The following is a 26,334-nucleotide window of genomic DNA, read 5'->3' on the forward strand; positions in this document are numbered from 1 at the left end:
TCACGGACGAACGGATGCCATCCGTGCGCAATCGCGCAAAAACCGCCGCCATCAGGCGCGCGCGCCACATCGTGTCAGTTCTGTGAAGGACTCTTGCCGGATCCGGAAAGGTGCGCTCGCGGCGCCGGCGGCCTTGCGCGCGCCATGCGTTTCTATACTTGCGCCCAGCTTTCATTCCCAGTCCCACACGCAGGAGCCTTGACTTGAAAAAAACCCTCATCGCCGGCGCATGCACCGCCGCACTGTTCGCCCCGCTCGCTCACGCACAGAGCTCGGTCACGCTGTACGGCCTGATCGACGCCGGCATCGTCTACACCAACAACGCCAACGGTGCATCGCTGTGGCGCCTGAACAGCGGCACCGTCAACGGCAGCCGCGTCGGGTTTCGCGGCACCGAGGATCTCGGCGGCGGCCTGAAGGCGCTGTTCGTGCTCGAGAACGGCTTCAACGTGAACAACGGCGGGCTCGGGCAGGACGGCAAGCTGTTCGGCCGCCACGCGTACGTCGGCCTGAGCCAGAACGGCTACGGCACGCTGACGCTCGGCCGCCAGTACGACACGATGGTCGACTTCGTCGCGCCGCTGTCGGCCACGGCCGGCGACTTCGGCGACACGAGCTTCGCGCATCCGTTCGACAACGACAACCTGAACCACTCGCTGCGCATCAACAACGCGGTCAAGTACACGAGCGAGACCTATGCGGGCTTCAAGGTCGGCGCGATGTATGCGTTCTCGAACGCGACCAACTTCGGCGCGAACCGCGCGTACAGCGTCGCGGCGAGCTACACGAACGGCCCGCTGAAGCTGGCCGGCGCGTACCTGCAGATGAACGGCACGAAGGGCTCGACGAGCGCGAGCCCCGGCGCGACCGATGCGGCCGAAGCGAAGAGCCTGAACCAGGGCGGCTGGTCGATCGGCTCGGACCGCATGCGTTCGTACGGCGGCGGCATCAGCTACGGGTTCGGCCCGGCCACCGTCGGCTTCGTCTATACGCGTTCGCAGTACGACAACACGGGTTCGTTCGGCTCGACCGGCCAGGTCGCGTTCAACAACTACGACGTGAACGTGCGCTATGCGGTGACGCCGGCCGTCAGCCTCGGCGCAGCCTACGTGTACACGGACGCCAGCGTGTCGAACCCCGACAGCAAGCACGGCACCGATCCGAAGTGGCACCAGGTCGACCTGCAGGCCGTCTACAAGCTGTCGCGCCGCACGGACGTCTATGCGGAAGCGATGTACCAGCACGCAGCGGGCCGCGGCTACCAGGCGTTCATCACCGGCTCGGGCGGCGCATCGAGCACCGCGAACCAGATCGTCGGCACGATCGGCATGCGCACGCGCTTCTGACCGGTGCGATGCCTCGTCGCCCGACGGCCACGAACCTGCGTCCGCACACGGGTTCGCCGGCCGCGGGCGGCCTGCCCCAATGTTGTTCCATCTGGAAGGCAGCCTGCCTGGAATCGGGGTTTTTACGCGCGCGGGCGCTGCGTAGACTGCCAGCAAAGGTCGGGGTCACGCATCGCGCGTCGAACCGGCCGCCCACCCCGCCCCAGGAGAACCTCGTGAAATCGCTCGTCGTTACCGCCGCCGCTGCCGTCCTGCTCGCTGCACCGGCCCTGTCTTTCGCCCAGTCGGCCCAGTCGCCCGTCACGCGCGCACAAGTGCTGCAGGAATTGATCGATCTCGAGTCGGTCGGCTACAACCCGGCGCGCGGCGAAGTCAACAACTATCCGGACGACATCATGGCGGCACAGGAACGACTCCACGAAAAGCGTCTCGCGCAACGGAAGGCTGCGCAGGCCGCCTACGGCCACGCCGGCGAACCGACGACGGAATCGGGCGCGGCTGCCAAGCCTGCGTTGTAACGGCATGACGCCGCGCCGCGCCCGCATGAACGACGTCATGCAGGCGCGGCGCGGGTTGCGTTGGCTTCGATTGGCTTGAAGGGAAGACACCGGCAGTGCGGCCATGCGCCGGTGCAAGGCCGCCGCTCAGGCGGCCTGCGGTTCGCGATCGATCGCGTTCAGCATCTCGACGTCGCGCGCGATCATCCCCGGCACCTGGGCACGCAGCATCTCGACCCAGGTCCGCACCTTCGCATCGACGAAGCGGCGCGACGGATACAGCGCGTACACGTTCATCTTCTGCAGGATATGCGCGGGCAGCACGCGGACGAGCGTGCCGTCGCGCAGCGCGTCGATCGCCGAGTACAGCGGCAGCATGCCGATCCCGATGCCGTCGCGGATTGCGAGGGCAAGCGATTCGGCCGTATTGGTCTGCACCGGCCCCGCGACGTGGATCTGCTCGACACCCTCCGGCCCCTCGAGCACCCATTCGTGCGTCGGGAATGCCGGCGTGCACAGCGTCAGGCACGCGTGCGCAGAGAGATCCTGCGGGCGTACCGGTGCGCCGTGGCGTTTCACATAGTCGGGCGACGCGCACAGGATGCTGAAGGTCGAGCCGAGCAGGTGCGACACGAGTTCCGAATCGGGCAGCGACGACGCTGTCACGACGGCCATGTCGCTCGTGCCGTCGAACAGGTCGGGCATGCGCTGCGACAGCGACAGTTCGATCGACACGCCCGGAAACTGCGCGTGATAGCGCGTCAGTGCGGGCAACACATAGTGATGACCGACGCTCGCGAAGCTGTGCATCCGCAGTACGCCGGCCGGCCGTTCGTGCGCGCAGCTCGCTTCTTCTTCCGCGCGATCGACGTCGGCGAGGATCTGGCGACAGCGCCGCAGATAGCTTTCGCCGGCCGACGTGAGCGCGAGACGGCGCGTCGAACGATTCATCAGACGGGTGCGCAGACGCGCCTCGAGTTCCGACACCGCGCGCGACATCGCGCCCGTCGTCGAATTCAGTGATTGCGCGGCGGCGGTGAAACTGCCCGTCTCGACGACGCGCGAAAACACCCGCATGTTTTGTAGCGTATCCATTCCTGTGAGCAACCTGTAGCGGAGCCGCTATTTTCCTCCACGGGATGCGACAGATTGTTACTCCGGCTGCAACTATCGTTTCCCGGCAGCTGCGTTAATGCGCGGGCGCCGCCCTCCTACAATCGGCGCCTCAACAGTCGAACGGACCCGTTCGGACGCGCCGCGCACCGTGCCTGGCCCCGTACCGGCCCCCTCTTTTCATGAAGCCACAACCTGCGATCGAGCGTCCTTCCATCGAACCGGCACGATGGAGAACCTGGCTCGATCCACTCGGCGACGCGGCGCGCGACTGGGCCGCGAGCGACGGGCTGATCTGGCTGCACCTCGCGAAAACCGTGTTCGCGGCGCTCCTCGCGATGGGCATCGCGATGCGCCTGGAGATGTCGCAGCCGCGCACGGCGATGACGACCGTGTTCGTGCTGATGCAGCCGCTGTCGGGGATGGTGTTCGCGAAGAGTTTCTACCGCGTGCTCGGCACGGCGGCCGGCCTCGTCGCCGCGCTCGCGCTCGGCGGGCTGTTCGCGCAGCAGCCCGAGCTGTACATGGCCGGCATCACGCTGTGGATCGGCACCTGCATCGCGCTCGCGGTGCGCAACCGCCACTTCCGCTGGTACGGCTTCGTGCTCGCCGGCTACACGGCCGCGCTGATCGGCCTGCCGGCCGTGATGACCCCGCAGACGCTGTTCCAGTCCGCGCTCACGCGCGCCGCGGAAGTCGCGCTCGGCATCGCGTGCTCGGGCGCGGTCAGCGCGCTGATCCTGCCGCTCAGCTCCGCGAAGGCGCTGATGCGTTCGCTGGGCACCCGCCATGCGACGTTCGCGGCGTTCACGGCCGGCGCACTCGCGGGCGACGTCGCGCGCGGCGATTTCGAGCGGCGCTTCGCCGATTTCGTCGACGACATCGTCGGCTTCGAGGCCAACCGCGCGTTCGCGTCGTTCGAGGATCCGCACATTCGCGCGCGCAGCCGACGCCTCGCGCGGCTGAACAGCGAGTTCATGAACGCGTGCACGCGGCTGCATGCGCTGCACCAGCTCGTCAAGCGGCTGCGTGCCAATGGCTCGGACGCGGTGCTCGATGCGCTGGCGCCGCACGTCGACGCGCTCGCGCAGCGCTTCGCCGCACTGCGCGACGAGCGGCAGCGCGGCATCGCGCCGGCCTCCGGCGCGCTGCTCGAACTGCGCCGCTTCCACAGCGCGTTGCCGAAAGCCGCGCGCGCATCGCGGCGCGACATCGAAGCCCACGCGGCCGGCGGCCTGCTCGACTTCGATACCGCGATCGAACTGCTGTACCGCTTCATCGGCGAATATCTCGGCTACGCCGACACCTATGCGTCGCTCGACCAGGACGATCACGCGTTCGAGCGCTCGGTCACGCACTACGCGGTGAAGACCAATTCGTTCTTCGTCGGCTTCGCGTTCCTGCGCACGATCGTCGCCGTCGGCGCGATGAGCGCGTTCTGGATTGCGTCCGAATGGCCGAGCGGCCCGCTCGCCGTGATCGCCACCGCGATCGCGTGCGCGCTCAGCTCGACGTCGCCGCGCGCGCCGAAGTTCGTCGCGCAGATGGGCGTCGGTGCGGCGTTCGCGACCGCGGTCGGCTACGTGTTCCTGTGCTACGTGTATCCGAACATCGAGGGATTCCCGCTGCTGTGCGCCGCGCTCGCGCCGGTGCTCGGCCTCGGCGCGTTTCTCGCGATGCGGCCGGGCTTGTCCGGCTACGGAATCGGCTTCGCGGTGTTCTTCTGCCTGCTCGCGGGGCCCGACAACGCGATCGCGTATACGCCCGAGGTGCTGATCAACAACGGCCTGGCGATCGTCATCGCGATGCTCGCGTGCTCGCTCGTGTTCGCGGTCGTGTTCCCCGCCCACATGCCGTGGCTCACGAGCCGCATCGCGCACGACCTGCGCCGCCAGGTCACGCTGGCGTGCGAAGGGCCGACGGAGCGTCTCGCGCAGCGCTTCCAGTCGAGCACGCACGACCTGATGGCACAACTGCGCACGCTGCTCGTGCGGCGCACGCGACAGCATCGCGACGCGCTCCGCTGGATGCTGTCGACGCTCGAGGTCGGCCATGCGGTGATCGACCTGCGCGACGAGCTGAACGCGTTCTGCGAATCGAAGCCGCCGCAAACGCTGCGCTGGACCGGTTCGATCGACGCGGTGCTGCACGAGCTGCCGCGCTTCTTCGACGATCCGACGCCTGGCCACCACGCGCGCACGCTGAAATCGGTGAACCTGGCGATCCGCGCGGCGCAGCACACGCTGCAGGCGTGGTATGCGGTGCCCGACGAGCGGCACCGGATGCAGCGGATCGTCGGCTGCCTGCACTTCATGCGCAGCGCGCTGCTGGACAAGGACGCACCGTTCAACCGGCACCGCCATTGACGATCGGTGCGTGCGCAACGGGATCCTTGTTCCGGATGGAAATAAGCTCTACAGCCGCGGTGATTAATCTTTAAGCAGTGCGAGCCTATAGTTTCCTCACTGCCAGCGAGACTGGCACTCACCCCGGAGAAACCAAAATGAAGCCGCTGCACCTCGCCCTCGTTGCCCTGTCGCTCACCGCTGCCGTTGCTCACGCACAGCCGGCGCCGGCAGACGCCGCACAGCAACCGGCGAACCGCGCTGAAGCCGTGAAGGCCGCAGGCCGCGTCGATCGTTCGCAATCGAAGCAGGAAGACCCGAACGCGTGTGTCGGCCCCGTCAGCTTCTGCAACATCTACTTCGGCAGCTGAGCATGACGCCGCGTCGTCACGGCCAGGCCCGCACCGCCCGCGTTGCATGCGCGGGCGAGCAGCGGCCCGGCCGATCGCGGCCCGGCCGATCGCCGCATCGCCACGCCGCCCCACGCCGCTTCGATTGAAGCGGCGCATGCCGTTTCAGGCGCCGCGCCCCGGCCGCCAGCCCACCTCGCGCAACGCATCCAGCAAGCGCGCCTGCCCCAGCCCTTCGACCCGCGCCCCGCGCGACTCGACGTCGCCGCCCGCGACGAGTGCATTCACGATCGCTTCCTCCACCGCTTCCGCCGCCGCAACGAACAGCGCGGAAATATGGTCGTTGTTGACCATCTTCACGCCGGTGGTCGGTGCGCCCTTGCTGCCGTAGTTCGCCGCCGGCAGGCCGTCGTTGCCCGTTGCGAACGCCAGGAAGATGTCGCCGCTCGAATCCTCCGTACCGCCGCCTGCCCGCGCCAGCCCGACGCTCGCGCGCTGCGCAAGACGCGTGCACTGGTGCGGCAGCAGCGGCGCGTCGGTCGCGATCGTCACGACGATCGACCCCATCCCTGCCTCGCCTTGCGCGTCCGGCGTGCGGAACGGCGACGGCACGTGCCGCAGCACTTCGCCGACCGGGTAGCCGGCCACGCGCAGCATCTCGCGCACGCCGTAGTTCGCCTGCACGAGTGCGCCGACGGTCCAGCCGCCCGCATCGGCCGCGAGCACGCGCGACGCGGTGCCGATGCCGCCCTTGAACTCGTGGCAGATCATCCCCGTGCCGCCGCCCACGCCGCCTTCGGCAACCGGCCCCGACTGCGCGGCGGCCAGCGCGCGCTGCACGTGCGCGGCGCTCACGTGCTGCCCCCAGATGTCGTTCAGCAAGCCATCGTAGGTTTCCATCACGACCGGCATGCACCAGTACACGCGGCCGGCCGCCGCTTCGCGCTCGTTCACGACGAGCGCATCGCGCACCGCGCCGACGCTGTGCGTGTTCGTATAGGCGATCGGCGTGGTCAGCAGGCCGGCCTCGCGGATCCATTCGAGCCCCGTTGCGTCGCCGTTGCCGTTCAGCACGTGCACGCCCGCGAAGCACGGCGAATCGTGCGCGGCGCCCGCGCGCGGCTCGATGACGGTGACGCCGGTGCGGATCGATGCATCGCCGTTCTCGACGTTCAGCGTGCAATGTCCGACCCGCACGCCCGGAACGTCCGTGATCGCGTTGAAGCGGCCCGGCGTGCCGAGTCCGATGCGGATGCCGAGATCCCTCGTGCGCATGATGCAATTCCTCCAGTCTCTCAATGGTTCGGTGTGTCAGTGTCTCGATACGGCAAGCCTTGATCCGCCGCTCAGAGCGTGCGGAAGGCTTCGCTGTGGCGCGCCCAGACCGCATACATCACGAGCGCCGCGACCAGCAGCCCCGCGATGATGATCAGGTCGGTGGGTTTCGTTGCCGTTGCGAGCGTGGTGTAGAGCGTATACGCGGCGCCGGCTACCGCGACGAGCGGCGTCACGGGCCACAACGGCATCCGGTAATGATGTTCGACGTCACGGCGCACGAAGCGGCTCGCGAGCGCGGCCAGCCCGACGACCAGATAGATCAGCAGCAGCAGGTCGACCGTGAATGCGGTCAGCTCGTCGAGACTCGACACGAACACGAGCCCGGCCGACGGCACCGCGAGCGCGATCGTGGCGAGCCACGGCGATTCGAAGCGCGGATGGATCGTCGAGAAGGCGCGGTTGCAGGTGCGCGACCAGAGCGCGTGCCGGCCGCTGCTGTACAGCAGCCGGCCCATCGTGATCACGATCGCGATGATCGCGTTGAACACCGACAGGAAGATCCCGCCGCTGACCACGCGCGACACGGCCGGATTGCTCAACGAACGCACCACGTAGCCGATCGGGTCGGCGCTCTTCGTCAGCTCGGTCAGCGACGGCGCGCCGAGCACGATCGCGGTGAGCGGAATCAGTTCGACGACGAGGATCACGAGCAGCGAGTAGATCACCGCCTTCGCGACATTGCGGTTGCCGCCGCGCAGGTCTTCAGCGAGATAGGCAGCCGAGCCGAAGCCGTTGTAGCAGAAGATCGCCGTGCCGATCGCGGGGACGATCGCGGCGAGCGTCGCCGGCACGAGCGCGTTGCCGCTCGCGACGACGGGCGCGATCAGCGCGTCGGCGCCACGATGCGGCGAACCGAAGCCGAGGCCCGCGATCAGCATCAGCACGCCGATCTCGACGACGAGAAACGCACCCGTGATCCACGCGTTCGTCTTGATGTTCAGCATGCCGAGCAGATAGCTGACCAGCACGATCGTCAGCGCGACCGTCTGGTTGCCGAAATGCGTGCCGAGCGCGTTGTTCAGGTAGGGCGCGGCGCCGCTCGCGAGCACCGCCGGGATGAACACGCTCACGGACAGCACCGTGATGAAGGTCAGGTAGCCGGGCAGCGTGCCGAACACGCGCTTGGCCATCACGTATTCGCCGCCCGCGCTGCGGTGCGCGGCGCTGAGCTCCGCATAGCAGAGCGCGAACGCCAGCGCGAGTATGCCGCCGAGCAGGAACGACAGCACGGCGCCGCTGCCGGCCTGCTGGATCGCGAACGGCGCGATCACGAAGATCGAACTCGCGGGCGTCACGCCCGATACGGTGATCATCACCGCATCGCGCACGCTGAGCGTCTGCGATAGCGCGCGCGGCGCGTCTTCCGTTGCAGGCGCCGCTTGCAGCGTGCCCGTCGATTCCGACATCATCGCCATTTCGTTCTCCTGTGCTTGGACCAATCCTTTGCCACTTATTTTTGAACGCCCATACTCGGGCCCGATTGATTGCGTGGCAGTCTAGGAAGCCAATTTCAGGACCGCTATTCCCCCTTCGTGTTACGCCCTTCCGGTGGTGGTATGGATCGTCTCTTTTCCGAAATCGCGATGCACCAGGCACTCGGCCGCGCAATCGATCATCTCGGCCAGCCGCGCTTCTGGCGGTTCCTGGTGCTGCTGCTCAATGAAATGGTGCCGTTCGACAACGCGCTTGCAACCGCGATCGGGCCCGACGGCGTACCGCTCGTGCTCGACGAATACGACAAGGGCGGCACCGATGCCGCATCGCCCGTGCCGCTCTACCTGAACGGCGTGTATCTGCTCGACCCTTTCCTGCAGGCCGCGCACGACGGGCTCGCCGACGGCTGCTACCGGCTCGAGGAAGTCGCGCCCGACCTGTTCCGGCAGAGCGAATATTTCCTGAGCTATTTCCGCGATGCAGTCGGCGACGACGAGATCCAGATCCTCGCGCGGCCGAGCGCCGACCTGCTGCTGTCGCTGTCGCTCGGCGCGGGCACGCGGTTCGACGTCGAGCCGCTCGGCAAGCTGACGGCCGCGATGCCGTGGGTGCTCGCGGCGATCCGCCAGCACTGGCGGCTGGTGGGCGACGCGGCGCGCGCGACGCCCGATGCCGATCTCGGTGCACGGGTCGAGCAGGCGCTTGCCCGCTTCGGCGCGGGCGTGCTGACCGATCGGGAGATGTCGATCGCGAGAATGGTGCTGCGCGGCAATTCGTCGAAGGCGATTGCCGAGCGGCTCGCGATATCCCCCGAAACGGTTAAGGTGCACCGGCGGCACCTGTACGCGAAGCTCGGGATTTCGTCGCAGCCGGAGCTGTTTTCGCGCTTCATCCAGGCGCTGGGGGAAGACGCGGCCGGATGACTGCATCGATCCCGGTGGATGGCAACCGGCGTGGAATCGGGCACACTCCGTGAAGTGCCGCATGCCGGGGTCATCCGGTCACACCGATGCGCAGGCGCCGTCGACAACAGGATTGCCCTAAACCAGGAGCCCCGACTCATGTCGCTCATTCCGATCATCGGACTTGGCTGGCTGCTGCTGTGTGCGATCAGTGCCGCATCGATCGTGCTCGTCCCGCCGGTGGTGCTGGTCAGTTGCCTGACGGGCAAGAACGTCTGGTCGATCCTGACCCGCGGCCGGCTGCAGTTCGCGTTCCTGGCCTACCTCGGTTCAGCGCCGGTGCCGGCCGTCTTCACGTTCCTGCTGGAAGCCGGCGCGTCGGCCGGGAGTCACGGCGGCGTGGCGTCCGACAGCCTGCGCCAATGGAACGAACAGTTCTTTTTCGTGTTCGTCGCTGCTGCGGCACTGAGCGGACTGCTGTTGCTATTGCGGCCGAAACACGGGGAAGCAGCGAACGCCGGACCGTCGCAACCGGCGCGATAACCGGCACGCGCACGACGGCGCGCCATGCCGCCTCCCCGTTCTCGAGCCGGGGCATCGTCATGCGCTGCTTCCCGCCACGTCTACTTCCACTTCGCGCCGATCTGCGCGAGCCCGGCGTTCTTGAGATCGTCCGGCAACATCACCACGCGGAACTCGCAGTCGGCATTCAACATCAGGAACCACGGCTCCGCGAGCGCCGGGATCTGCGACGGATCATTCACGTCGACGATCACGACAGCCCCGCGCCCGCCGTTCTGCTCGGTGAAATACACGGCCTCCGGCTTGACCGCTTCGAGTATTCGCCCGATCACGTCGCCGACGCTGCCGTCGCGCACCAGCGTGTTGAACGGCTCATGAGGGATTCGTATGTTGAGAAGCATGCGCATGACCATCCTCCTTGGGCTCCGCCCGGCCTGGGCCCTTCAAGCATAGGTGCTGCGCGAGGCCCCGCCAGTGGCGCCGAACGCAGCGGCAGGCACGCATTTACGTTCCGACGATTCGATTTCGTTGCGTGTCGCAAATCGCAAGCGTTCGCGACGCGCGAATCAGCCGCGCCTGCCGTCGCGTTCGATCTGCCGTCGACTCAGTCGCCCGCTCGCCCCGGCCGCGCCGTCCGCATCACGCGGAACGCTCACCCGCCGGCGCGATCGCGAGATGCAGCGGCCGGTCCGGCCGCAGCGTCACGTTCAGCACCGGCCGCGGCGGCACCCCGCCGGGCGGCGCCGACAACACATAGCGCTGCAGGATCATCGCCGCGACGACCGTCATTTCGGTCATGGCCAGATGCTGCCCGAGACACACGCGCGGGCCCGTGCCGAACGGCATGTAGGTTCCGCGCGGTGCGGCCGGCACGTCGTCGGCAAAGCGCTCGGGACGAAACACGTCGGGCGCGTCGAACCATCTCGCATCGCGCTGCATGAGTTGCAGCGGCAGCATGAACAGCGTCCGCGCGGGAAACTGCCACGGCCCCAGCACGATCGGCCGCGACGCGCGACGGCTGATCAGGATCGGGGCGGACGGATACAGGCGCAGCGTTTCCTCGAGCGTGTGCGTCAGGTAGCGTAACGACGATCGCGTCTCGGCGGACGGTGCGCAACCACCCAGCGCGCGCGACACTTCATCGCGCGCGGCGGCCTGCGCCGCCGGATTCGTTGCCATGCACCACGCCCACCAGGTCAGTGCCCCGGCCGTCGTCTCGTGGCCGGCGAGGAACGCGGTCATGCATTCGTCGTGCACGGCTCGCAGCGGCCATCGCCGCGCGTCGTCCCGATGCAGCCGCAACAGGCGCGACAGCAGATCGTCGGGCCACGCACGCGCAGGCAGGTCAAGACGCGCATGCAGTTGCCGGTCGATCAGCCCGTTCAGCACGGCCATCGCCCTAGCCTTGCCGCGCTTCCACGGCACCCAGTCCGGCGTGCTCGCGGGCCAGTAAAAATCGGCGTTGGCCGCCGCGCTCACCGCCCGCACGGCTTCCTCGGCCGCACGTGCATCGTCGCCGATCGCGTTGGAGAACATCGTGCGCATGATCACGTCCATCGCCAGCGACGTCAGCGCGCTTTCGATCGGCCAGTCAGGATCGTGCGCGGGCCACTGCGCGAGCGCATGTCCGGCCGTCGCCGCGATCGACGGCACGAACGTCTGCACAGCCTTCGGCATGAAATTCGGCTGCAATGCCTGCCGCTTGTCGCGCCACGCGTCGCCTTCGGCGATCAGCACGCTATGGCCGTGGACCTGCGCAAACACGCGGACGGCACGCTCCCAGCGCCCGAGCGCATCGTGATGCGTGACCAGGAGTTCGCGCACGAGTGCGGGATCGGTCACCACCACCGCGTGCTCGGGCCACACGCGCACGTGCACGACGTCACCGTATGCGCGCTGCCAGCCGGCCAGCGTGCCGAGCAGGTCGCGCGACATCGCGCGCAGCAGCCCCCAACCCGTCAGGCCGGCACGCGGCCCCGGCGGCCATACGCCGGGCGGGTGAAGCACGGGCGCCACCGCAGCAGCGCCCGCATGGAATGGACATGAGGATGTGGATCGGGTGTTCATGGGACGGATTGTCCGCACCGGCATGCCGGCGGTCTTGAACGCAAACGACATCGACACGCGTCGGGCCGCTCCCTATACTCCAGCGTCATGTTCTCCGACCCGTCATCGATCCCGCTGTCATGCCCCGATCCGCTGGCACGCGCCCCTCGCGCGCCTCGCGTGCCGGGCGACGGGCGGTCGCCGCATGGACGGCTGTACCCCGCGCCGGCCGCCCTGCAGGGCGCGGTGGTCGCGATCGTGTTGCACGACACGCGCGGGGTCGCATTGAGCGACGCGCAGCGGCTCTCGCATTTTCCGGCCACGCCGCTCGTATGCGTGTCGTGGTATCGGGATCTCGACGTGGGCTTCGTCGAACCCACGGCCGACGGGCCCCGGTGGCGCCCCTTCGGTGCCGCAGTGACGCTGTCGGGCAGCCATTCGGCCCCTACCGTGGCCTGGGCGCCGACGGGCGGACGAATCGGCATGATCTGCTTCGCCGCTGATGCGGCACGGACGCTGTTCGGCATCGCGCTGGCGGACATCCACGACCGCGTGCTCGACGCACATGCGTGCCTCGGCCACGACTGGCACCCGCTGCTCGATGCGCTGGTCGGCGCGGACCGCGACGCCGATGCGCTGGCGGCGATCGAACGTCATCTTGCGCCTCGCTGGCAGGCGTTACGGCCCGCGACGCCGCTGTCGTCGCTACGCAATGCGGGACGCAGTTGGGTCGAGCGCCTCGCCCTGCAGGCGCGCGAATGGCGGCATACCCACAGCCCGCGCCAGGTCGAGCGGCGCATCAAGACCTACAGCGGTCGATCGCTGCGCGAATGGCAAACGCTCGTCAGGACGGAAAGCGCGTTCTTTGCGGCGCGCGACCGGTTCGAAGCCGGCGCCGCGTTCAACTGGGCCACGCTCGCGCTGGACGAGGGGTTCGCGGACCAGGCGCACCTGAGCCGCGAGGTCAAGCGCATCACGGGGTTCTCGCCGAGCGAATTCACACAACGCTTCATCGAGGACGAATCGTTCTGGATGTATCGGCTGTGGGTGTGACGCGGCGGTAATCGCGCGTCGACCGTCGGTGCTCTACCGGCTCCCGATTGCCCGTTCCGACCCGCGCGGGCATGATGGACGCGGCCCCTTCGCACGCCTGCCGTCTGCGGTCGATCCCTCCTCTCACATCGGCTCACCCAGGTCTTTACGCGCATTCAGAACGCTGGTCGCTGTCACGCTGGGCCGGCATCGCCGTCGCGCCGTTCGGCGCGCTGGGCGTGATCGGTCGCGGAGAATTGCTGCGTGTGCTGACCGATCTCGGCAACACGTTCGGCTCGGGCGAACGCTTCACGCTGGGTGCGGCGCTGATGCCTCGGAATGCGCGCTTCGGGGACGGATGTGAAATACCGGAGCGAAGCACGGCGGCAATCACTGCGCCGTTGCGTGACGCATACGCGCGGCCGATACGCCCCCCGATGTTCTCGCAGCACCGCCAAAAACCGCCTATCGTGAATTGAGCGCCCCGTTCATCGCCATTCGACCCTGCGTCGCTCGCACCGGCGGAAACGGCACCGCGTTCCGGCACCATTCATCGCGATCCTGGCGCACGCTCGCCCGTGCACGATCGCGGCCGCCCACCGGATTACAGGAGGCCCCCATGAAAGCCGCGCTGCTCGTCAGCTCCGCCCTGCTCGCCATCGCATCCGCTTCGGCGTCGGCCCAAGGCTCGATCACGAAAGTCGAAAACGGTTCGCTCGTCGCCGCGAACGGGATGACCGTCTACACGTTCGACAAGGACAAGGCCAACGCCGGCACCAGCGCGTGCACGGGCCAATGCGAATCCTTCTGGCCACCGTACAAGGCCAGCGCGACCGACGTTCCGGTCGGGCCCTACACGATCGTCAAGCGCGACGACGGCAGCCCGCAATGGGCCTACAAGGGCAAGCCGCTGTACTTCTTCTCGAAGGACATGAAACAAGGCGACCGCAACGGCGACAACTTCAAGGACATGTGGCACGTGGTCGCCCCGTAACCGTCCTTCCGCCGTCTTCCGCGCCCGCCGCGCAGACGTAAAAAAGCCCGCGCGGATCGCCGATCCGGGCGGGCCTCCTCGCGGTCACGCCGGCCGCATTGCGTTGCGTTGTTGCCCGCCATCAGGCAGGCGGACGACGCATGCAGCCGGGTGGCGCGTCAGCGGTTCGACGGGAAGCTGAACACGGTGCCTTCGCGCACGCCGGCCGACGGCCAGCGCTGCGTGATCGTCTTGCGCTTCGTGTAGAAGCGCACGGCGTCCGGGCCATACGCGTGCAGGTCGCCGAACAGCGAACGCTTCCAGCCGCCGAACGAGTGGTACGCAACCGGTACCGGCAGCGGCACGTTGATGCCGACCATGCCGATCTGGATGTTGTCGCTGAAGTAGCGCGCGGCCTCGCCGTCGCGCGTGAACAGGCACGTGCCGTTGCCGTACTCGTGCGCGTCGATCAGCGCCATCGCCTCGTCGAGCGACTTCAGCCGGATCACGCCGAGCACGGGCCCGAAGATCTCGTGCTGGTAGATCGGCATGCCGGGCTTCACGTTGTCGAACAGGCACGGGCCGAGGTAGTAACCACCGTCGTGACCGTCGACCTTCACGCTGCGGCCGTCGACGACGAGCGTCGCGCCCGCTTCCACGCCGGCCTCGACGAAGCCCGTCACCTTCTCGAAATGCTGCTGCGTGACGAGCGGGCCCATGTCGACGCCCGCGCCGTTGCCCGGGCCGACCTTCATCTTCTCGATCTCGGCCTTCAGGCCCGCGACGACCCGATCACCCGTCTCGTCGCCGATCGCGACGACCAGCGGAATCGCCATGCAGCGCTCGCCGCACGAGCCGTATGCCGCGCCCATCAGCGCGTTCACCGCGTTGCCGATGTCGGCGTCCGGCATCACCACCGCGAAGTTCTTCGCGCCGCCGAGCGCCTGCACGCGCTTGCCGTGCGCGCAGCCGGTCGAATAGATGTATTCGGCGATCGGCGTCGAGCCGACGAAGCTCACGGCCTTCACGCGCGGGTCGGTCAGCAGCGTGTCGACCGCTTCCTTGTCGCCGTTCACGACGTTCAGCACGCCCGGCGGCAGGCCGGCCTCGAGCGCCAGCTCGGCCATGCGCAACGTCGACGACGGCGTACGCTCCGACGGCTTCAGCACGAACGTGTTGCCGCATGCGACGGCCATCGGCCACATCCACAGCGGCACCATCACCGGAAAGTTGAACGGCGTGATGCCGGCCGCGACGCCGAGCGCCTGGAACTCGCTCCACGAATCGATCGCGGGGCCGACGTTCTTGCTGTGCTCGCCTTTCAGCAGCTCGGGCACGTAGGTCGCATATTCGACGTTCTCGATCCCGCGCTGCAGTTCGCCCATCGCATCGGCGAGCACCTTGCCGTGCTCGGCGGTGATCAGCGCGCACAGCTCGTCGGCATGCTCTTCGAGCAGCGTCTTGAAGCGGCTCATCACGCGGGCGCGCTTCAGCGGCGGCGTATTGCGCCACGCCGGGAACGCGGCCTGTGCGGACGCGATCGCGGCTTCGACGGTCAGCTTGTCGGCGAGCGCGACGCTCTTGTGCGATTCGCCGGTGGCCGGGTCGAACACCGGCTGGACGCGGCTGCCGCCGTCGACGCGCTTGCCGTCGATCAGGTGGCCGACGGTGGAGGTTACGTTGCTGTCGTGTTTCATCAGTTGAGGCTCTTTCGTGAATTCGGTGATCGCGGGGGACGCGCGGCGGCTCAGTCCACTTCGTTCAGTGCATCGGACAACGCGTTGACCAGGTTGTCGATCTCGCGCTTCTCCGAGATGAACGGCGGTGCGAGCTGGATCGTGTCGCCGCCGTAGCGCACGTAGAAGCCCTTCGCCCAGCAGCGCATCGCGATCTCGTACGGGCGCCGCGCCGGCTCGCCCGGCAGCGCCGCGATCGTCAGGCCGGCGGCCAGCCCGTAGTTGCGGATGTCGGTGATGTGGCGCTGGCCCTTCAGCCCGTGCACCGCGGCTTCGAAATGCGGCACGAGATCGCGCACGCGGGCTACCGCGTCTTCCTTCACCAGCAGGTCGAGCGCCGCGACGCCGGCCGCGCACGCCACCGGGTGCGCCGAATACGTGTAGCCGTGCGGAAACTCGAGCATGTACTCGGGGCCGCCCGCGGCCATGAACGTGTCGTAGATTTCCTTCGTCGCGATCACGCCGCCGAGCGGCTGCACGCCGTTCGTCACCTGCTTCGCGAAGTTCATGATGTCCGGCACCACGCCGAACGCGTCGGCGCCCGTCATCGCGCCGGCCCGGCCGAAGCCCGTGATGACTTCGTCGAAAATCAGCAGGATGTCGTGCGCAGTACAGATGTCGCGCAGGCGCTTCAGATAGCCCTTCGGCGGCACGACCACGCCCGCCGAACCGGAGAACGGCTCGACGATCACGGCCGCGATGTTCGATGCGTCGTGCAGCGCGATCAGGTCGAGCAGGCGATCGGCCAGCTCGGCGCCGTGCTCGGGCATCCCGCGCGAGAACTTGTTCTCGGCCAGTTGCGTGTGCGGCAGGAAGTCGGCGTCGATCCCCTGGCCGAACAGCTTGCGGTTCGGCCCGATCCCGCCGACCGAGATACCGCCGTAGTTCACGCCGTGATAGCCCTTTTCTCGGCCGATCAGGCGCGTCTTCGTGCCCTTGCCTTTCGCGCGCCAGTAAGCGCGGGCGAGCTTCAGCGAGGTATCGGCCGCTTCCGAGCCCGAACCCGTGAAGAACACGTAGTCGAGGCCGGCCGGCGTCAGGTCCTTGATCTTGTTCGCGAGCTCGAACGATTTCGGATGGCCGAACTGGAATGCCGGCGCGTAGTCGAGCTGCGCGACCTGGCGGCTCACGGCTTCGACGATTTCCGTGCGGCCGTGACCGAGGCCCGTGCACCAGAGACCCGACAGGCCGTCGAAGATCTTGCGGCCTTCGGCGTCCGTGTAATACGCGCCCTTGCCCGACACGATCATGCGCGGATCGGCCTTGAACTGGCGGTTGGCCGTGAACGGCATCCAGTGCGCGTCGAGCCACGCGGCGTCGGTGCGGAGGTTGGTTTCGTCCTGCTGGGCGGTGGTGATGTCGGTCATGTCGGTCGGCGCGGGGCGCCCCTCCTCCTTATGTTGATATTGCACATTGTCGGTAGGCCAATTAGTCTTTTGAATATCGCAATATCAATGTTCACTTGCGCATTCATGCAAGCAAAGAAACCGAAGAGTCGCGCGCTGCTCGGGCAGCTCAGCGACATGGATCTCCGCCTGCTGCGGGTCTTCAAGGGCGTCGTGCAGTGCGGCGGGATGGCGGCCGCCGAACTGGAACTGAATATCGGCATCTCGACGATCAGCCGGCACGTGAAGGATCTGGAAACGCGCCTGGGCCTCGTGCTGTGCCGGCGCGGGCGAGCGGGCTTCACGCTGACGCCCGAGGGCCAGACCGTGTATGAGGAGACGTTGCGGCTGCTCGCGTCGATGGAAGCATTTCGCAGCAGGATCGACGGCATTCACGACCGGATGGGCGGCGAACTGCACATCGCGGTATTCGACAAGACGGCCACCAACGCGAACGCCCGGCTCGGCGACGCAATCCGCCAGTTCACCGACGAAGCGCCCGACGTCGCGCTGAACCTGCATGTCGCGTCGATCAACGAGGTCGAGCGCGGAATCATCGACGGCAGCTATCAGGTCGGGATCATTCCCGCGCACCGCAACTCGGGCAGCCTCGTGTATTCGGAACTGTTCGACGAACGGATGCTGCTCTACTGCGGCCGCCAGCATCCGCTCTACGATGCACCGCACGGCAAGCTCACGTGGACGACGATCCGCAACCATGCGTTCGCGGGCCTCGGTTTCCATTCGCCGAACATGGAGCTGAGCCATCGCGCGAAGCTCACGCGCAGCGCAACCGCGTCGGACCAGGAGTCGATCGCGACGCTGATCCTGTCCGGCCGCTATCTCGGCTTCCTCCCTGATCATTACGCGGAAAGCTTCGAAAACAAGGGGCTGATGCAGCCGATCGCGCCGCACCGGTTCAATTACCGGTGCCGGTTCGTGAGCCTGCTGCGGCGCTCGCCGCGGCCGTCGCGGGCGGCGTTGCTGTTTCAGTCGTGTCTCGAAGCCGCGCATGCTGCGGCGCGGCCGGCTGCGTAACGACTGTCGCGGCTGACTGGCTGACTGGCTGACTGGCTGACTGGCTGACTGGCTGATTGGCTGACTGACTGGCTGATTGGCTGGCCGAGTGGCTGGCTGATTGGCGAAGTAGTCGGCTACGCAGCCTGCGACGGCTCAGCGGTCAATCAGACACCCTCGCTGCTGCCCGCCTGCGCACGCATCCGCTTCATGAAATGCGTTGCGACCAGCGCCGCCGCAAAACCCGACATCGCGCCGACGCCGAGCGCCCAGCGCGGGCCGAGATGATTTGCGACCCAGCCGGCCACCGGCGCGCCGATCGGCGTGCCGCCGAGCGCCACCGCGAGACGCAGCGCCATCACGCGGCCACGCATCGCCGGCTCGGTCGACAGCTGCACGAGGCTGTTGGTCGAGTTCATGAAGGTGATCGCCGCGATCCCGGTCAGCACGAGCGCGGCGCCGAACAGCCAATATCCCGGCGCCAGCGCAGCCAGAGTGCAGCCGAGCCCGAACAGCGCCGCGCCGATCCACAGATGCCGGAAGCGCGGCCGGTCGCGGCGCGCCGCAAGCAACGCACCGGTGATCGTGCCGACGGCCATCATCGACGACAGCACGCCGAAGCCGCGCGCGTCGACATGAAACACGCTGGCGGCCATCGTCGAGATGAACAGCGGGAAATTGAGCCCGAACGTGCCGATCAGGAACAGCATCACGAGGATCGCTTTCAGGTCCGGGCGCTGCCATACGTATCGGAACCCGTCGAGCAGGCTCCCGCGCGTGCGGTCGGCCCGCGCATGGGCACGCAGCTCGTCGGCACGCAGCATCGACAACGACGCCAGCACCGCCACGAAGCTGAGGCCGTTGAGCAGGAACGCCCAGCCGGTGCCGACCGACGCGATGATGAAGCCGGCCGCCGCCGGCCCGATCATCCGCGCCGCGTTGAACGACGTCGAATTGAGCGCGACGGCGTTCGCCAGCTCCCGATCGGCGACCAGCTCGGCGACGAACGTCTGCCGCACCGGCGCATCGAACGCCGACGCACAGCCGAACAGGAACGCGAACAGATACACGTGCCACAGCTGCGCGACGCCGGTCACCGTCAGCAGCCCCAGCAAAAGCGCGAGCCCGCCCATCAGCGCCTGCGTCGCCATCAGCAGCTTGCGCTGGTCGAAACGGTCGGCCGCGTAACCCGTCCACGGCAGCAGCAGAAGCTGCGGGCCGAACTGCAGCGACATCACGATGCCGACGGCCGACGCGTCGTGATGCGTGAGCTGCGTGAGGACGAGCCAGTCCTGCGCGGTGCGCTGGATCCACGTGCCGATGTTCGACACGAGCGAGCCGATCGCCCACACGCGATAGTTGAAGCTGCGAAGCGAGCGGAAGACGCCCGCCGCCGGCACGCTCATGGCCGCTCCCGGTCGGGCTCGTTGCCGCCGTGCAGCGCGCCGAAGTGCCGCGCGAGGAACAGGCCGAGCGCGAGGATGCCGAGGCCGAACGCTGCCGCGTCTGCCGTCACCCGGAGGTCGAAATCGCCGACCCGGCACACCAGCACATAAGCCATCACCAGGTTTGCGACGCCCCACACGACATTTACCGTGGACGACGACAACCCGCGCCCCGGCGGATTCGCGAACGGGGTCTGGAACGGCTCGCCGCGCAATCCGCTGACGAGATGCGGCACGACGTTCGCGAGAAACGCGCCGCCGAAGAAATACGACACGAGATACGGGAGGTTCATGTGCGGGTGGTCCTTTTCGGCTAACGGGTCGATGCGGGTCGACAGCGGTTACGGACGCGCCGGCTCCTGGAATTCGGCGAGCCGCTGCAGGAGCTTCACGGCCGACGCGAGCTCGGCCTGCTCGGCCTCCGACAGTTGCGCATGCAGCGCGCGGAACAGCCAGTCGTCCTTGGCCGCCCGGTTGGCCTGCAGCGCCTTGCGGAAACCGGGCGTGAGCGCGATCAGCGTCTGCCGGCCGTCGGTGGGATCGGGCTCGCCGCTGACGGCGCCGAGCGTCTCGAGCGTCGCGACCGTCACGCGCATCGACTGCGGGCGCACGCTTTCGGCGCGCGCGAGCGCCGACACGGTCGCGGGGCCGTCGCGGTCGAGCCGCAACAGCACCGATTTCTGCGATGACGTGAGGTCGTTCGGGTGGACCTGCTCGCGCATCCGCCGCATCAGCTTGCCGACCGAGATGCGGAGTTCGCCGGCAAGGCCGGCCAGCGGGAGCGCTTCGGAGGGAGGCAATGGCGTGTTCATGAAATCAAGATAGCAGATATACAGTCAAACTGTACAGTTTAGCTGCATATTTCAAGCTGTAAGGAGCGCGTCGTCGCATGCGCTCGCGCCGATGCGAAATGCCCCGTTCGGCTGCGCGAGCCGGCTCTGCGATAATGCGGGCTCCCCATTTCCGCTCCGCCGCCCGCCATGACGCAGCCGTCCGCCCCGCTCTCCACCGACCTGCCGCCGATCTCGTGCCTGCCCGGCGACGCGCTGCCGTGGCTGCCGATGAGCGCGGACCTGCCGGGTCTGGCGATCAAGTACCTGCACATCAATGCGGCCGAGGACACCCTCACCGCGCTGCTGAAGATGCCGGCCGGCGGCACGCTGCCGCGCCACCGTCATGAGGGCGAGGTGTTCGTCCATACGTTGCAGGGGGCGTGGCGCTACCGCGAATACGACTGGGTGGCGCACGCCGGCTCGACGGTGCTCGAACCGGCCGGCTCGGTGCATACGCCGGAAACGCTCGGCGCACCGGGTGAGGACGTGATCACGCTCAACGTGATGCGCGGCGATCTCGTGCTGCTCGACGACGACGGCCGCGAAACCGCGCGCGAGAACTGCCGCGTCGCGCTGCTGCGCCAGCGCAAGCATGCGCGTACGGCGCCGGACGACGCCGCGCCGTTCGTCACGCGGTAGCGCACGCGCCACCGTCGCGTCACGATCCGCGTGGCGCTCGCGCTTCCTGTCGACCGGATGGCCGCCGGCGCGCTTCGCCGGCCGACCCGATCATCACCGAAAGCGCCGGAAAAATGTCCGAATATCGTCGGCCAGCCGATCCGGCTCTTCCATCGCCGCGAAATGGCCGCCGCTCGGCATGTCGGTCCATTGCACGACGTCGAACACGCGTTCGAGCAAGCTGCGCGGCGGACGGCTGATTTCCTTCGGAAAGCGCGCGAACGCGACAGGCACCTTCACGCGTTGCCCGGCCGCGAAGCGCATGGGCTGCAGGCGGTTTTCCCAATACATCTGCATGGATGAGCCGATGCAGCCGGTGAACCAGTAGAGCGAGATGCCGGTCAGCAGCGCATCGTGCGAAAACCGCCGTGCGACGTCGCCGTCGCAATCGCTCCATGCACGGAATTTCTCGGCGATCCAGGCGGCCAGTCCGGCCGGCGAATCGTTGAGCGCGACGGCCAGCGTCTGCGGCTTCGTCATGTGCAAATGCGCGTATCCGCCTTCCAGCGCGGCCCATTCGCCGCGCTGCGTCAGGAAGGCCCGTTCGTCGTCGGTCAGCGGCGCAGCCGCGTCGGTCGGCGGTTCGTAGCTGCCGGGCAGGTAGTTCAGATGAATGCCGTCCACCCTGTCGGCATGCCGCGCGCCGAGCGCGATCGACACGCCTGCGCCGAGATCGCCGCCTTGTGCGCCGAAGCGTCGATAGCCGAGGCCGGACATCAACGCCGCCCAGCAGTCGGCGACCTGCAATGCCGACATGCCGGGTGCCGTTGGCGCGGGCGAGAACAGGAAACCGGGCAGCGACGGGACGACCACGTCGAATGCGTCGTCAGGATCACCGCCGAATGCCGCCGGATCGCAAAGGCGATCGATCAGCGCGTCGAATTCGAATACGGAGCCCGGCCAGCCGTGCGTGATGACGAGCGGATAAGGTTTCGGTCCCGCCCCACGCCGATGGATGAAATGCACGCGCTGCCCGCCTGCATCCGCGACGAACTGCGGCAACCGGTTCAGTGCACGCTCCACCGCGCGCCAGTCGAAGCGCTCGGCCCAGTACTCGGTCAGTTCGCTCAGCCACGCGCCGTCCACACCCTGCTGCCACGGCTCGGCGGGCGTGAGCACCGGCGGGCGACGGGCGCGCAGGCGCCGACGCAGGTCATCCAGCGCTTGATCGGGTATCGCAATGTCGAACGGCTCGGCGTGCATGGTGTCTCCTCTCGAAACGTGCCGGAGATTCTGCGCGATTTTTCCGCTGGCTGCAGGCGTCTCGCGCCCACGGGTGTCAGCCCGTTTCCCGCTCGTCCGCACGCGCATCGCGCCGCATCGCCTGCGGCGGGACGCCGAACCCACGCACGAACGCCTCGCGCATGTGGCGACGGTCGCGAAAGCCGTTTTCCTTCGCGATCACGTCGAGCGAATGGCGGCTCTGCTCGATCATCAGCCGCGCCCCCTCCAGCCGCAGCCGCTCGATCGCCTTCGCCGGCGACTGACCCGTTTCGTGCGTGAACACGCGGCTGAACTGGCGCGGGCTCAGGTGGACCGCTTCGGCGAGATCCTCGACGGTCAGCGCGCGGCCGAGATTCTGCCGCGCGTAGTTCAGTGCGTTCTGGATCCGGTCGGATTTCGGCGCGAGTTCCAGCATTTCAGAATGCTGCGACTGGCCGCCGGCGCGCCGCTGGTGCATCACGAGCTTGTGCGCGACCGATCGGGCGGCATCGGCGCCGAGATCCTTTTCGACCATCGCGAGTGCGAGGTCGAGGCCGGCCGTCATCCCCGCCGACGTCCAGATCGGGCCGTCGACGATGTAGATCCGGTCGTCCTCGACGCGGATCTCCGGATAGCACCGCTGCATGTCGCGGCCGAACGCCCAGTGCGTCGTCGCGCGGCGCTGCGCGAGCAGCCCGGCTTCGGCCAGCACGAACGCGCCCGTGCAGATGCCGGCGATCCGCCGCGCGCGTGCGCTGGTGCGGCGCAGGAACGCGACGACGCCGGCCGGCGCCGGCGAAGCGAGCGGATCGTTGACGCCCGCGACGATCCACGTATCGACGGCGATCCGCCCGCGCAGCGCGTGCGTGGCGACCGGCAGCCCGAGCGACGAGCGCACGTCGCCGCCGTCGACCGAATAGTTGGCCATCACGTAGAACGGCTCGCTCATGCCCATGTTCGCGTACTCGAACACCGATTGCGCGGCGAGCGCCATGATCTGGAAGCCGTCGCTGATCAGAAAGCCGATGCGGTGCATGTGGGTTCTCCCGTCCCGGGCGAATGGATCGGCCCGATGTCCTGAATCATACCCATCTACGTCATTTGTGTCGCAGCGATTCGGGACCAGAATGGCTTCACGCCATCCGGCCATTTCCATCGAAACGGAGCACCTCATGACGCAAGCACATCGCGGTACCGCCCTCATCACCGGCGCCTCGTCGGGCATCGGCGCCGTCTACGCGGACCGCCTCGCGCGCCGCGGCTACGACCTGATCCTGGTCGCGCGCAACCGCGACCGCCTGGCCGCCCTCGCCGACCGCATCACGAACGATACGCAGCGCAGCGTCGAGATCGTCGACGCCGACCTCAACGACCGCGCGGCACTCGCCGCCGTCGAGGCGAAGCTGAAGCAGGATGCGAGCATCACGCTGCTCGTGAACAACGCGGGCATCGGCACGCACACGCCGCTGCTCGACAGCGACGTCGACGCGATGACGCGGATGATCGACCTGAACGTAACCGCGCTGACGCGCCTCACCTACGCGGCCGTGCCCGGCTTCGTCGCCCGCGGCAACGGCGCGGTGATCAGCATTTCGTCGATCGTCGCGATCTCGCCGGAAACGCTGAACGGCGTGTACGGCGGCAGCAAGGCGTTCGTGCTCGCGTTCAGCCAGTCGCTGCATCACGAACTCGCCGACAAGGGCGTGCAGGTGCAGGCCGTGCTCCCCGGCGCGACCGCCACCGATTTCTGGCAGACGGGCGGCCTGCCGCTCGAGCACCTGCCGAAGGAAATCGTGATGTCGGCGACCGACATGGTCGACGCGGCGCTGGTCGGCTTTGACCGTGGCGAACTCGTGACGATCCCGTCGCTGCACGCGGGTGACGAATGGGCCGCGTACGAGGCCGCCCGCCACACGATGGCGCCGCACCTGTCGGCCGACACGCCCGCGCCGCGCTATTCGACGGCAGGCTGATAACGCTACGCCTCGCCGGTCGCAAGCACCACGCACGTCGAACCCTGGGAGCAGTTGCGGAACACGGTGATACGCGGCGAACCGGCCGCCATCATCCGGGGTTCCGCGGCACATTTACGGGCAGATGCGGATGGGTGAATTCGTCTGCGGAAACACGCGCCGGATTGTTTCCCGGTCGGCATAAATGTCGCGCGCCGACCGACGATTCCGGTTCGCTTGCCACGCATTCCGCGCAACAGTAAGCTCTGCGATTGCAGTCCCCAAGCGACCTCGTTCGACCGGCCCTCGTCCGATCACGAGGGCAATCGTCCGTTGCGGAATTCGACCATGCAGGCCCGTATGTTCATCACCGAGACCGGCGACGCGCCGGCCTCCGCACGCGGGTCGGCCGACCGTCGGCCCGCGCTCCCAACCCTGCCTGAACTGGACACCGTCTGCCGTGTCGCGCGTGCGCATTTCGGTGCGGCCGGCGCGTTCATCGCGCGCGCCGACGCCGATGCGCAACGCGTGCTGGCCGCCGACGGCGCATTGCCCGATCCGCTTCCCGACCCGCTGGCCGCCGATCTCTTGCCGCCCGAAGCCGAGCCGACGCCGGCCGCCGATTCGCGGTTCGCCCCGTGGCGCGCGCACGCCAGCGGGAAACGCAACGACGGTGCGCGTCACGCGCCTCGGGTCGTCGCGGCCTGCGAACTCGCCGCGCCCGATGGCGCGACCTTCGGCACGCTGTGCGTCGTGGACGATAAAGCAGCGGCGCTCGATGCCACGCAACGCGCGCTGCTACGTGACCTCGCCACACTTGCCTCGAGCGCGCTGGGCCGCGCAATCGAAACCGTGACCTTGCGCGAACGCCTCCGCTCCGTCGAAGAACACAGCACGCTGACCACGCTCGCGCTCACCGAAAGCGGCACCGGCGTGTGGGATCGCAACGTGGAAACCGGCGAGATCCATTACTCGCCGGCCTGGAAGGCGCTGCTCGGCTACGCGCCGCACGAGCTCAGCACGCGGATCGAGGATGCGTACGAACGGCTGCATCCGGACGACGTCGCCGACGTGAAGGCCGCGATGCTCGCGCACTTCGAGCACCGCACCGACCATTACGCGGTCGAGCACCGCATCCGCTGCAAGGACGGCTCGTACAAATGGATCTGCAGCCGCGGCAAGGTGATCGACCGCGACAGTCGCGGCCGCGCGCTCCGGATGGTCGGGACGACCACGGACATCACCGCGCTGCGCGAGCTCGCCGCGCGATTGCGCGACTCGGCCGCGCTCGTCACGGACCTCACCGACCAGGTTCCCGGGCTCGTGTTCCAGTTGCGACAGGCGCCCGACGGGCGCCGCTTCTTTTCGTACGCGAGCGCGGGTGTCGGCGACATCTACGAACTGACGCCCGAGCAGATCGCCGGCAGCGCGGAGACGGTCGAGACGCGCATCCATCCGGCCGACCTGGTCGCCTACCGGCTGTCGCTGCACGAGTCGTCGGTGCGACTGACGCCGTGGCGCCTCGACTATCGCGTGCTGCTGCCGGGCCAGGGCCTGCGCTGGCGCGAAGGCGATGCGCGCCCGCAGCGCACGCCCGACGGCGGCACCGTGTGGCACGGCTTCATCACCGACGCGACCGACCGCAAGCATATCGAGGCCGAACTGCACCGGATGGCCACGACTGATCACCTCACGCAGCTGTCGAACCGCCACGCGTTCATGCGGCAAAGCGAAGCCGCGCTGCGCGCCGTGCGCACGACCGGCCAGGCCGCCGCGGTGCTGATGCTCGATCTCGATCACTTCAAGGCGCTGAACGACCGTTGGGGCCACCCGGTCGGCGACCGCGCGCTCCGGCATTTCGCGCGGCTGCTGCTCGCGGAAACCGGGCCGGACGGCATCGTCGGACGCGTCGGCGGCGAGGAATTCGCGGTCGTGCTGCCGGGCGCGGATCTCGACCGCGCGCTGGCCTTCGCGCAGCGCGTGCAACAACGCACGATGCAGGCGCGGCTCATGCACGAGGACCAGCAGGTCACGCTGACCGTCAGCATCGGCATCGACGCGATGCGGGCGTCGGACTTCGGCGCCTACCAGCCGCTGTCGCGCGCCGACAAGGCGCTCTATCTCGCGAAGGAGCGCGGCCGCAACCGGATCGAGGTGTATCGGGCGTAGATTTCGGGCAGGCAGCGC

At 68.0% G+C, this 26,334-nt stretch carries 24 protein-coding genes and 1 pseudogene; 13 read left to right on the top strand and 12 right to left on the bottom strand.

Going from position 1 to position 26,334, the window contains the following annotated elements; all coding sequences use genetic code 11:
* The first annotated feature begins 203 nt into the window (after positions 1 to 203).
* On the top strand, positions 204 to 1,346 hold the full coding sequence (locus C5O79_RS18730; RefSeq protein ID WP_122475736.1) for a porin: 1,143 nt from the start codon (positions 204 to 206) through the stop codon (positions 1,344 to 1,346).
* 215 nt (positions 1,347 to 1,561) lie between these two features.
* Positions 1,562 to 1,864, top strand: coding sequence for a DUF4148 domain-containing protein (locus tag C5O79_RS18735; protein ID WP_039367282.1), 303 nt, complete (start codon positions 1,562 to 1,564; stop codon positions 1,862 to 1,864).
* 126 nt (positions 1,865 to 1,990) lie between these two features.
* On the opposite strand, the gene C5O79_RS18740 is transcribed toward C5O79_RS18735, so the two are convergent.
* Positions 1,991 to 2,938 carry a LysR family transcriptional regulator gene (locus C5O79_RS18740; RefSeq protein WP_039367279.1) on the bottom strand — a complete coding sequence of 316 codons (948 nt, stop codon included), beginning with the start codon at positions 2,936 to 2,938 and terminating at the stop codon, positions 1,991 to 1,993.
* Positions 2,939 to 3,138: 200 nt separating this feature from the next.
* On the opposite strand from C5O79_RS18740, the gene C5O79_RS18745 reads away from it, so the two are divergent.
* Positions 3,139 to 5,322 carry an FUSC family protein gene (locus tag C5O79_RS18745; protein WP_131931569.1) on the top strand — a complete coding sequence of 728 codons (2,184 nt, stop codon included), beginning with the start codon at positions 3,139 to 3,141 and terminating at the stop codon, positions 5,320 to 5,322.
* A gap of 137 nt (positions 5,323 to 5,459) precedes the next feature.
* Positions 5,460 to 5,672, top strand: coding sequence for a hypothetical protein (locus C5O79_RS18750; protein WP_039367272.1), 213 nt, complete (start codon positions 5,460 to 5,462; stop codon positions 5,670 to 5,672).
* A gap of 144 nt (positions 5,673 to 5,816) precedes the next feature.
* Here the strand turns inward: C5O79_RS18750 and C5O79_RS18755 are convergent, their stop codons facing one another.
* Positions 5,817 to 6,926, bottom strand: coding sequence for a P1 family peptidase (locus C5O79_RS18755; RefSeq protein ID WP_122475732.1), 1,110 nt, complete (start codon positions 6,924 to 6,926; stop codon positions 5,817 to 5,819).
* A gap of 71 nt (positions 6,927 to 6,997) precedes the next feature.
* A complete protein-coding gene (locus tag C5O79_RS18760) occupies positions 6,998 to 8,404 on the bottom strand; it encodes an APC family permease (RefSeq protein ID WP_122477421.1) in 1,407 nt (468 codons plus the stop codon).
* A gap of 141 nt (positions 8,405 to 8,545) precedes the next feature.
* Between C5O79_RS18760 and C5O79_RS18765 the strand changes: the two genes are divergently transcribed.
* Both C5O79_RS18765 and C5O79_RS18770 read left to right on the top strand, forming a co-directional pair.
* Entirely contained in the window at positions 8,546 to 9,346 is an 801-nt protein-coding gene (locus tag C5O79_RS18765) for a helix-turn-helix transcriptional regulator (protein WP_122475730.1), read from the top strand.
* Positions 9,347 to 9,364: 18 nt separating this feature from the next.
* Positions 9,365 to 9,868 (top strand): hypothetical protein, encoded by a 504-nt coding sequence (locus tag C5O79_RS18770; RefSeq protein ID WP_236862384.1) that lies wholly within the window; start codon positions 9,365 to 9,367, stop codon positions 9,866 to 9,868.
* A gap of 80 nt (positions 9,869 to 9,948) precedes the next feature.
* Here the strand turns inward: C5O79_RS18770 and C5O79_RS18775 are convergent, their stop codons facing one another.
* Positions 9,949 to 10,254, bottom strand: coding sequence for a hypothetical protein (locus tag C5O79_RS18775; RefSeq protein WP_039367252.1), 306 nt, complete (start codon positions 10,252 to 10,254; stop codon positions 9,949 to 9,951).
* Positions 10,255 to 10,486: 232 nt separating this feature from the next.
* The gene (locus C5O79_RS18780) at positions 10,487 to 11,914 is read right to left on the bottom strand and encodes a cytochrome P450 (RefSeq protein ID WP_122475728.1); all 1,428 of its coding nucleotides are present in this window, start codon (positions 11,912 to 11,914) and stop codon (positions 10,487 to 10,489) included.
* Positions 11,915 to 12,001: 87 nt separating this feature from the next.
* Between C5O79_RS18780 and C5O79_RS18785 the strand changes: the two genes are divergently transcribed.
* The 3 genes and pseudogenes from C5O79_RS18785 to C5O79_RS18795 all read left to right on the top strand — a co-directional run bounded on the left by C5O79_RS18785 (position 12,002) and on the right by C5O79_RS18795 (position 13,919).
* The gene (locus C5O79_RS18785; RefSeq protein ID WP_047850041.1) at positions 12,002 to 12,946 is read left to right on the top strand and encodes a helix-turn-helix domain-containing protein; all 945 of its coding nucleotides are present in this window, start codon (positions 12,002 to 12,004) and stop codon (positions 12,944 to 12,946) included.
* Between the two features lie 158 nt (positions 12,947 to 13,104).
* Positions 13,105 to 13,254: pseudogene (locus tag C5O79_RS38945) on the top strand (EamA/RhaT family transporter); the annotation flags it as partial.
* 290 nt (positions 13,255 to 13,544) lie between these two features.
* Positions 13,545 to 13,919, top strand: coding sequence for a hypothetical protein (locus C5O79_RS18795; protein ID WP_021159211.1), 375 nt, complete (start codon positions 13,545 to 13,547; stop codon positions 13,917 to 13,919).
* 158 nt (positions 13,920 to 14,077) lie between these two features.
* Here C5O79_RS18795 and C5O79_RS18800 read toward each other — a convergent pair whose 3' ends face one another.
* Both C5O79_RS18800 and C5O79_RS18805 read right to left on the bottom strand, forming a co-directional pair.
* On the bottom strand, positions 14,078 to 15,595 hold the full coding sequence (locus tag C5O79_RS18800; RefSeq protein ID WP_046547730.1) for a CoA-acylating methylmalonate-semialdehyde dehydrogenase: 1,518 nt from the start codon (positions 15,593 to 15,595) through the stop codon (positions 14,078 to 14,080).
* A 50-nt stretch (positions 15,596 to 15,645) separates the two neighbouring features.
* Positions 15,646 to 17,001 (bottom strand): aspartate aminotransferase family protein, encoded by a 1,356-nt coding sequence (locus tag C5O79_RS18805; protein ID WP_122475726.1) that lies wholly within the window; start codon positions 16,999 to 17,001, stop codon positions 15,646 to 15,648.
* A 105-nt stretch (positions 17,002 to 17,106) separates the two neighbouring features.
* Here C5O79_RS18805 and C5O79_RS18810 point away from each other — a divergent pair, with 105 nt between their 5' ends.
* Entirely contained in the window at positions 17,107 to 18,057 is a 951-nt protein-coding gene (locus C5O79_RS18810; RefSeq protein ID WP_046547728.1) for a LysR family transcriptional regulator, read from the top strand.
* A 146-nt stretch (positions 18,058 to 18,203) separates the two neighbouring features.
* Here the strand turns inward: C5O79_RS18810 and C5O79_RS18820 are convergent, their stop codons facing one another.
* From C5O79_RS18820 to C5O79_RS18830, 3 genes are read right to left on the bottom strand one after another with little or no spacing between them, the layout of a single operon-like run.
* Positions 18,204 to 19,442, bottom strand: coding sequence for an MFS transporter (locus tag C5O79_RS18820; protein WP_046547727.1), 1,239 nt, complete (start codon positions 19,440 to 19,442; stop codon positions 18,204 to 18,206).
* Positions 19,439 to 19,774: a hypothetical protein gene (locus C5O79_RS18825; RefSeq protein WP_046547726.1), complete on the bottom strand. Its 336-nt coding sequence runs from the start codon at positions 19,772 to 19,774 to the stop codon at positions 19,439 to 19,441. The genes C5O79_RS18820 and C5O79_RS18825 overlap by 4 nt, the downstream gene beginning before the upstream one ends.
* 48 nt (positions 19,775 to 19,822) lie before the next feature.
* Positions 19,823 to 20,293, bottom strand: a complete 471-nt coding sequence (locus C5O79_RS18830) for a MarR family transcriptional regulator (protein ID WP_089427573.1) — start codon at positions 20,291 to 20,293, stop codon at positions 19,823 to 19,825.
* Positions 20,294 to 20,461: 168 nt separating this feature from the next.
* On the opposite strand from C5O79_RS18830, the gene C5O79_RS18835 reads away from it, so the two are divergent.
* Positions 20,462 to 20,953, top strand: a complete 492-nt coding sequence (locus C5O79_RS18835; RefSeq protein ID WP_047850045.1) for a 2,4'-dihydroxyacetophenone dioxygenase family protein — start codon at positions 20,462 to 20,464, stop codon at positions 20,951 to 20,953.
* Positions 20,954 to 21,046: 93 nt separating this feature from the next.
* Here C5O79_RS18835 and C5O79_RS18840 read toward each other — a convergent pair whose 3' ends face one another.
* Together C5O79_RS18840 and C5O79_RS18845 are read right to left on the bottom strand one after the other, a co-directional pair.
* The gene (locus C5O79_RS18840) at positions 21,047 to 22,195 is read right to left on the bottom strand and encodes an epoxide hydrolase family protein (protein WP_122475724.1); all 1,149 of its coding nucleotides are present in this window, start codon (positions 22,193 to 22,195) and stop codon (positions 21,047 to 21,049) included.
* Positions 22,196 to 22,271: 76 nt separating this feature from the next.
* Positions 22,272 to 23,231 carry a GlxA family transcriptional regulator gene (locus tag C5O79_RS18845; protein WP_047850047.1) on the bottom strand — a complete coding sequence of 320 codons (960 nt, stop codon included), beginning with the start codon at positions 23,229 to 23,231 and terminating at the stop codon, positions 22,272 to 22,274.
* A 136-nt stretch (positions 23,232 to 23,367) separates the two neighbouring features.
* On the opposite strand from C5O79_RS18845, the gene C5O79_RS18850 reads away from it, so the two are divergent.
* Together C5O79_RS18850 and C5O79_RS18855 are read left to right on the top strand one after the other, a co-directional pair.
* Positions 23,368 to 24,168: an SDR family oxidoreductase gene (locus tag C5O79_RS18850; protein ID WP_122475722.1), complete on the top strand. Its 801-nt coding sequence runs from the start codon at positions 23,368 to 23,370 to the stop codon at positions 24,166 to 24,168.
* 327 nt (positions 24,169 to 24,495) lie between these two features.
* Entirely contained in the window at positions 24,496 to 26,316 is a 1,821-nt protein-coding gene (locus tag C5O79_RS18855) for a diguanylate cyclase (protein ID WP_236862382.1), read from the top strand.
* The last annotated feature ends 18 nt before the right edge of the window (positions 26,317 to 26,334 follow it).

The sequence above is a fragment of the Burkholderia sp. SRS-25 genome (assembly GCF_004343765.1).
Classification (GTDB): Bacteria; Pseudomonadota; Gammaproteobacteria; order Burkholderiales; family Burkholderiaceae; genus Burkholderia; species Burkholderia contaminans.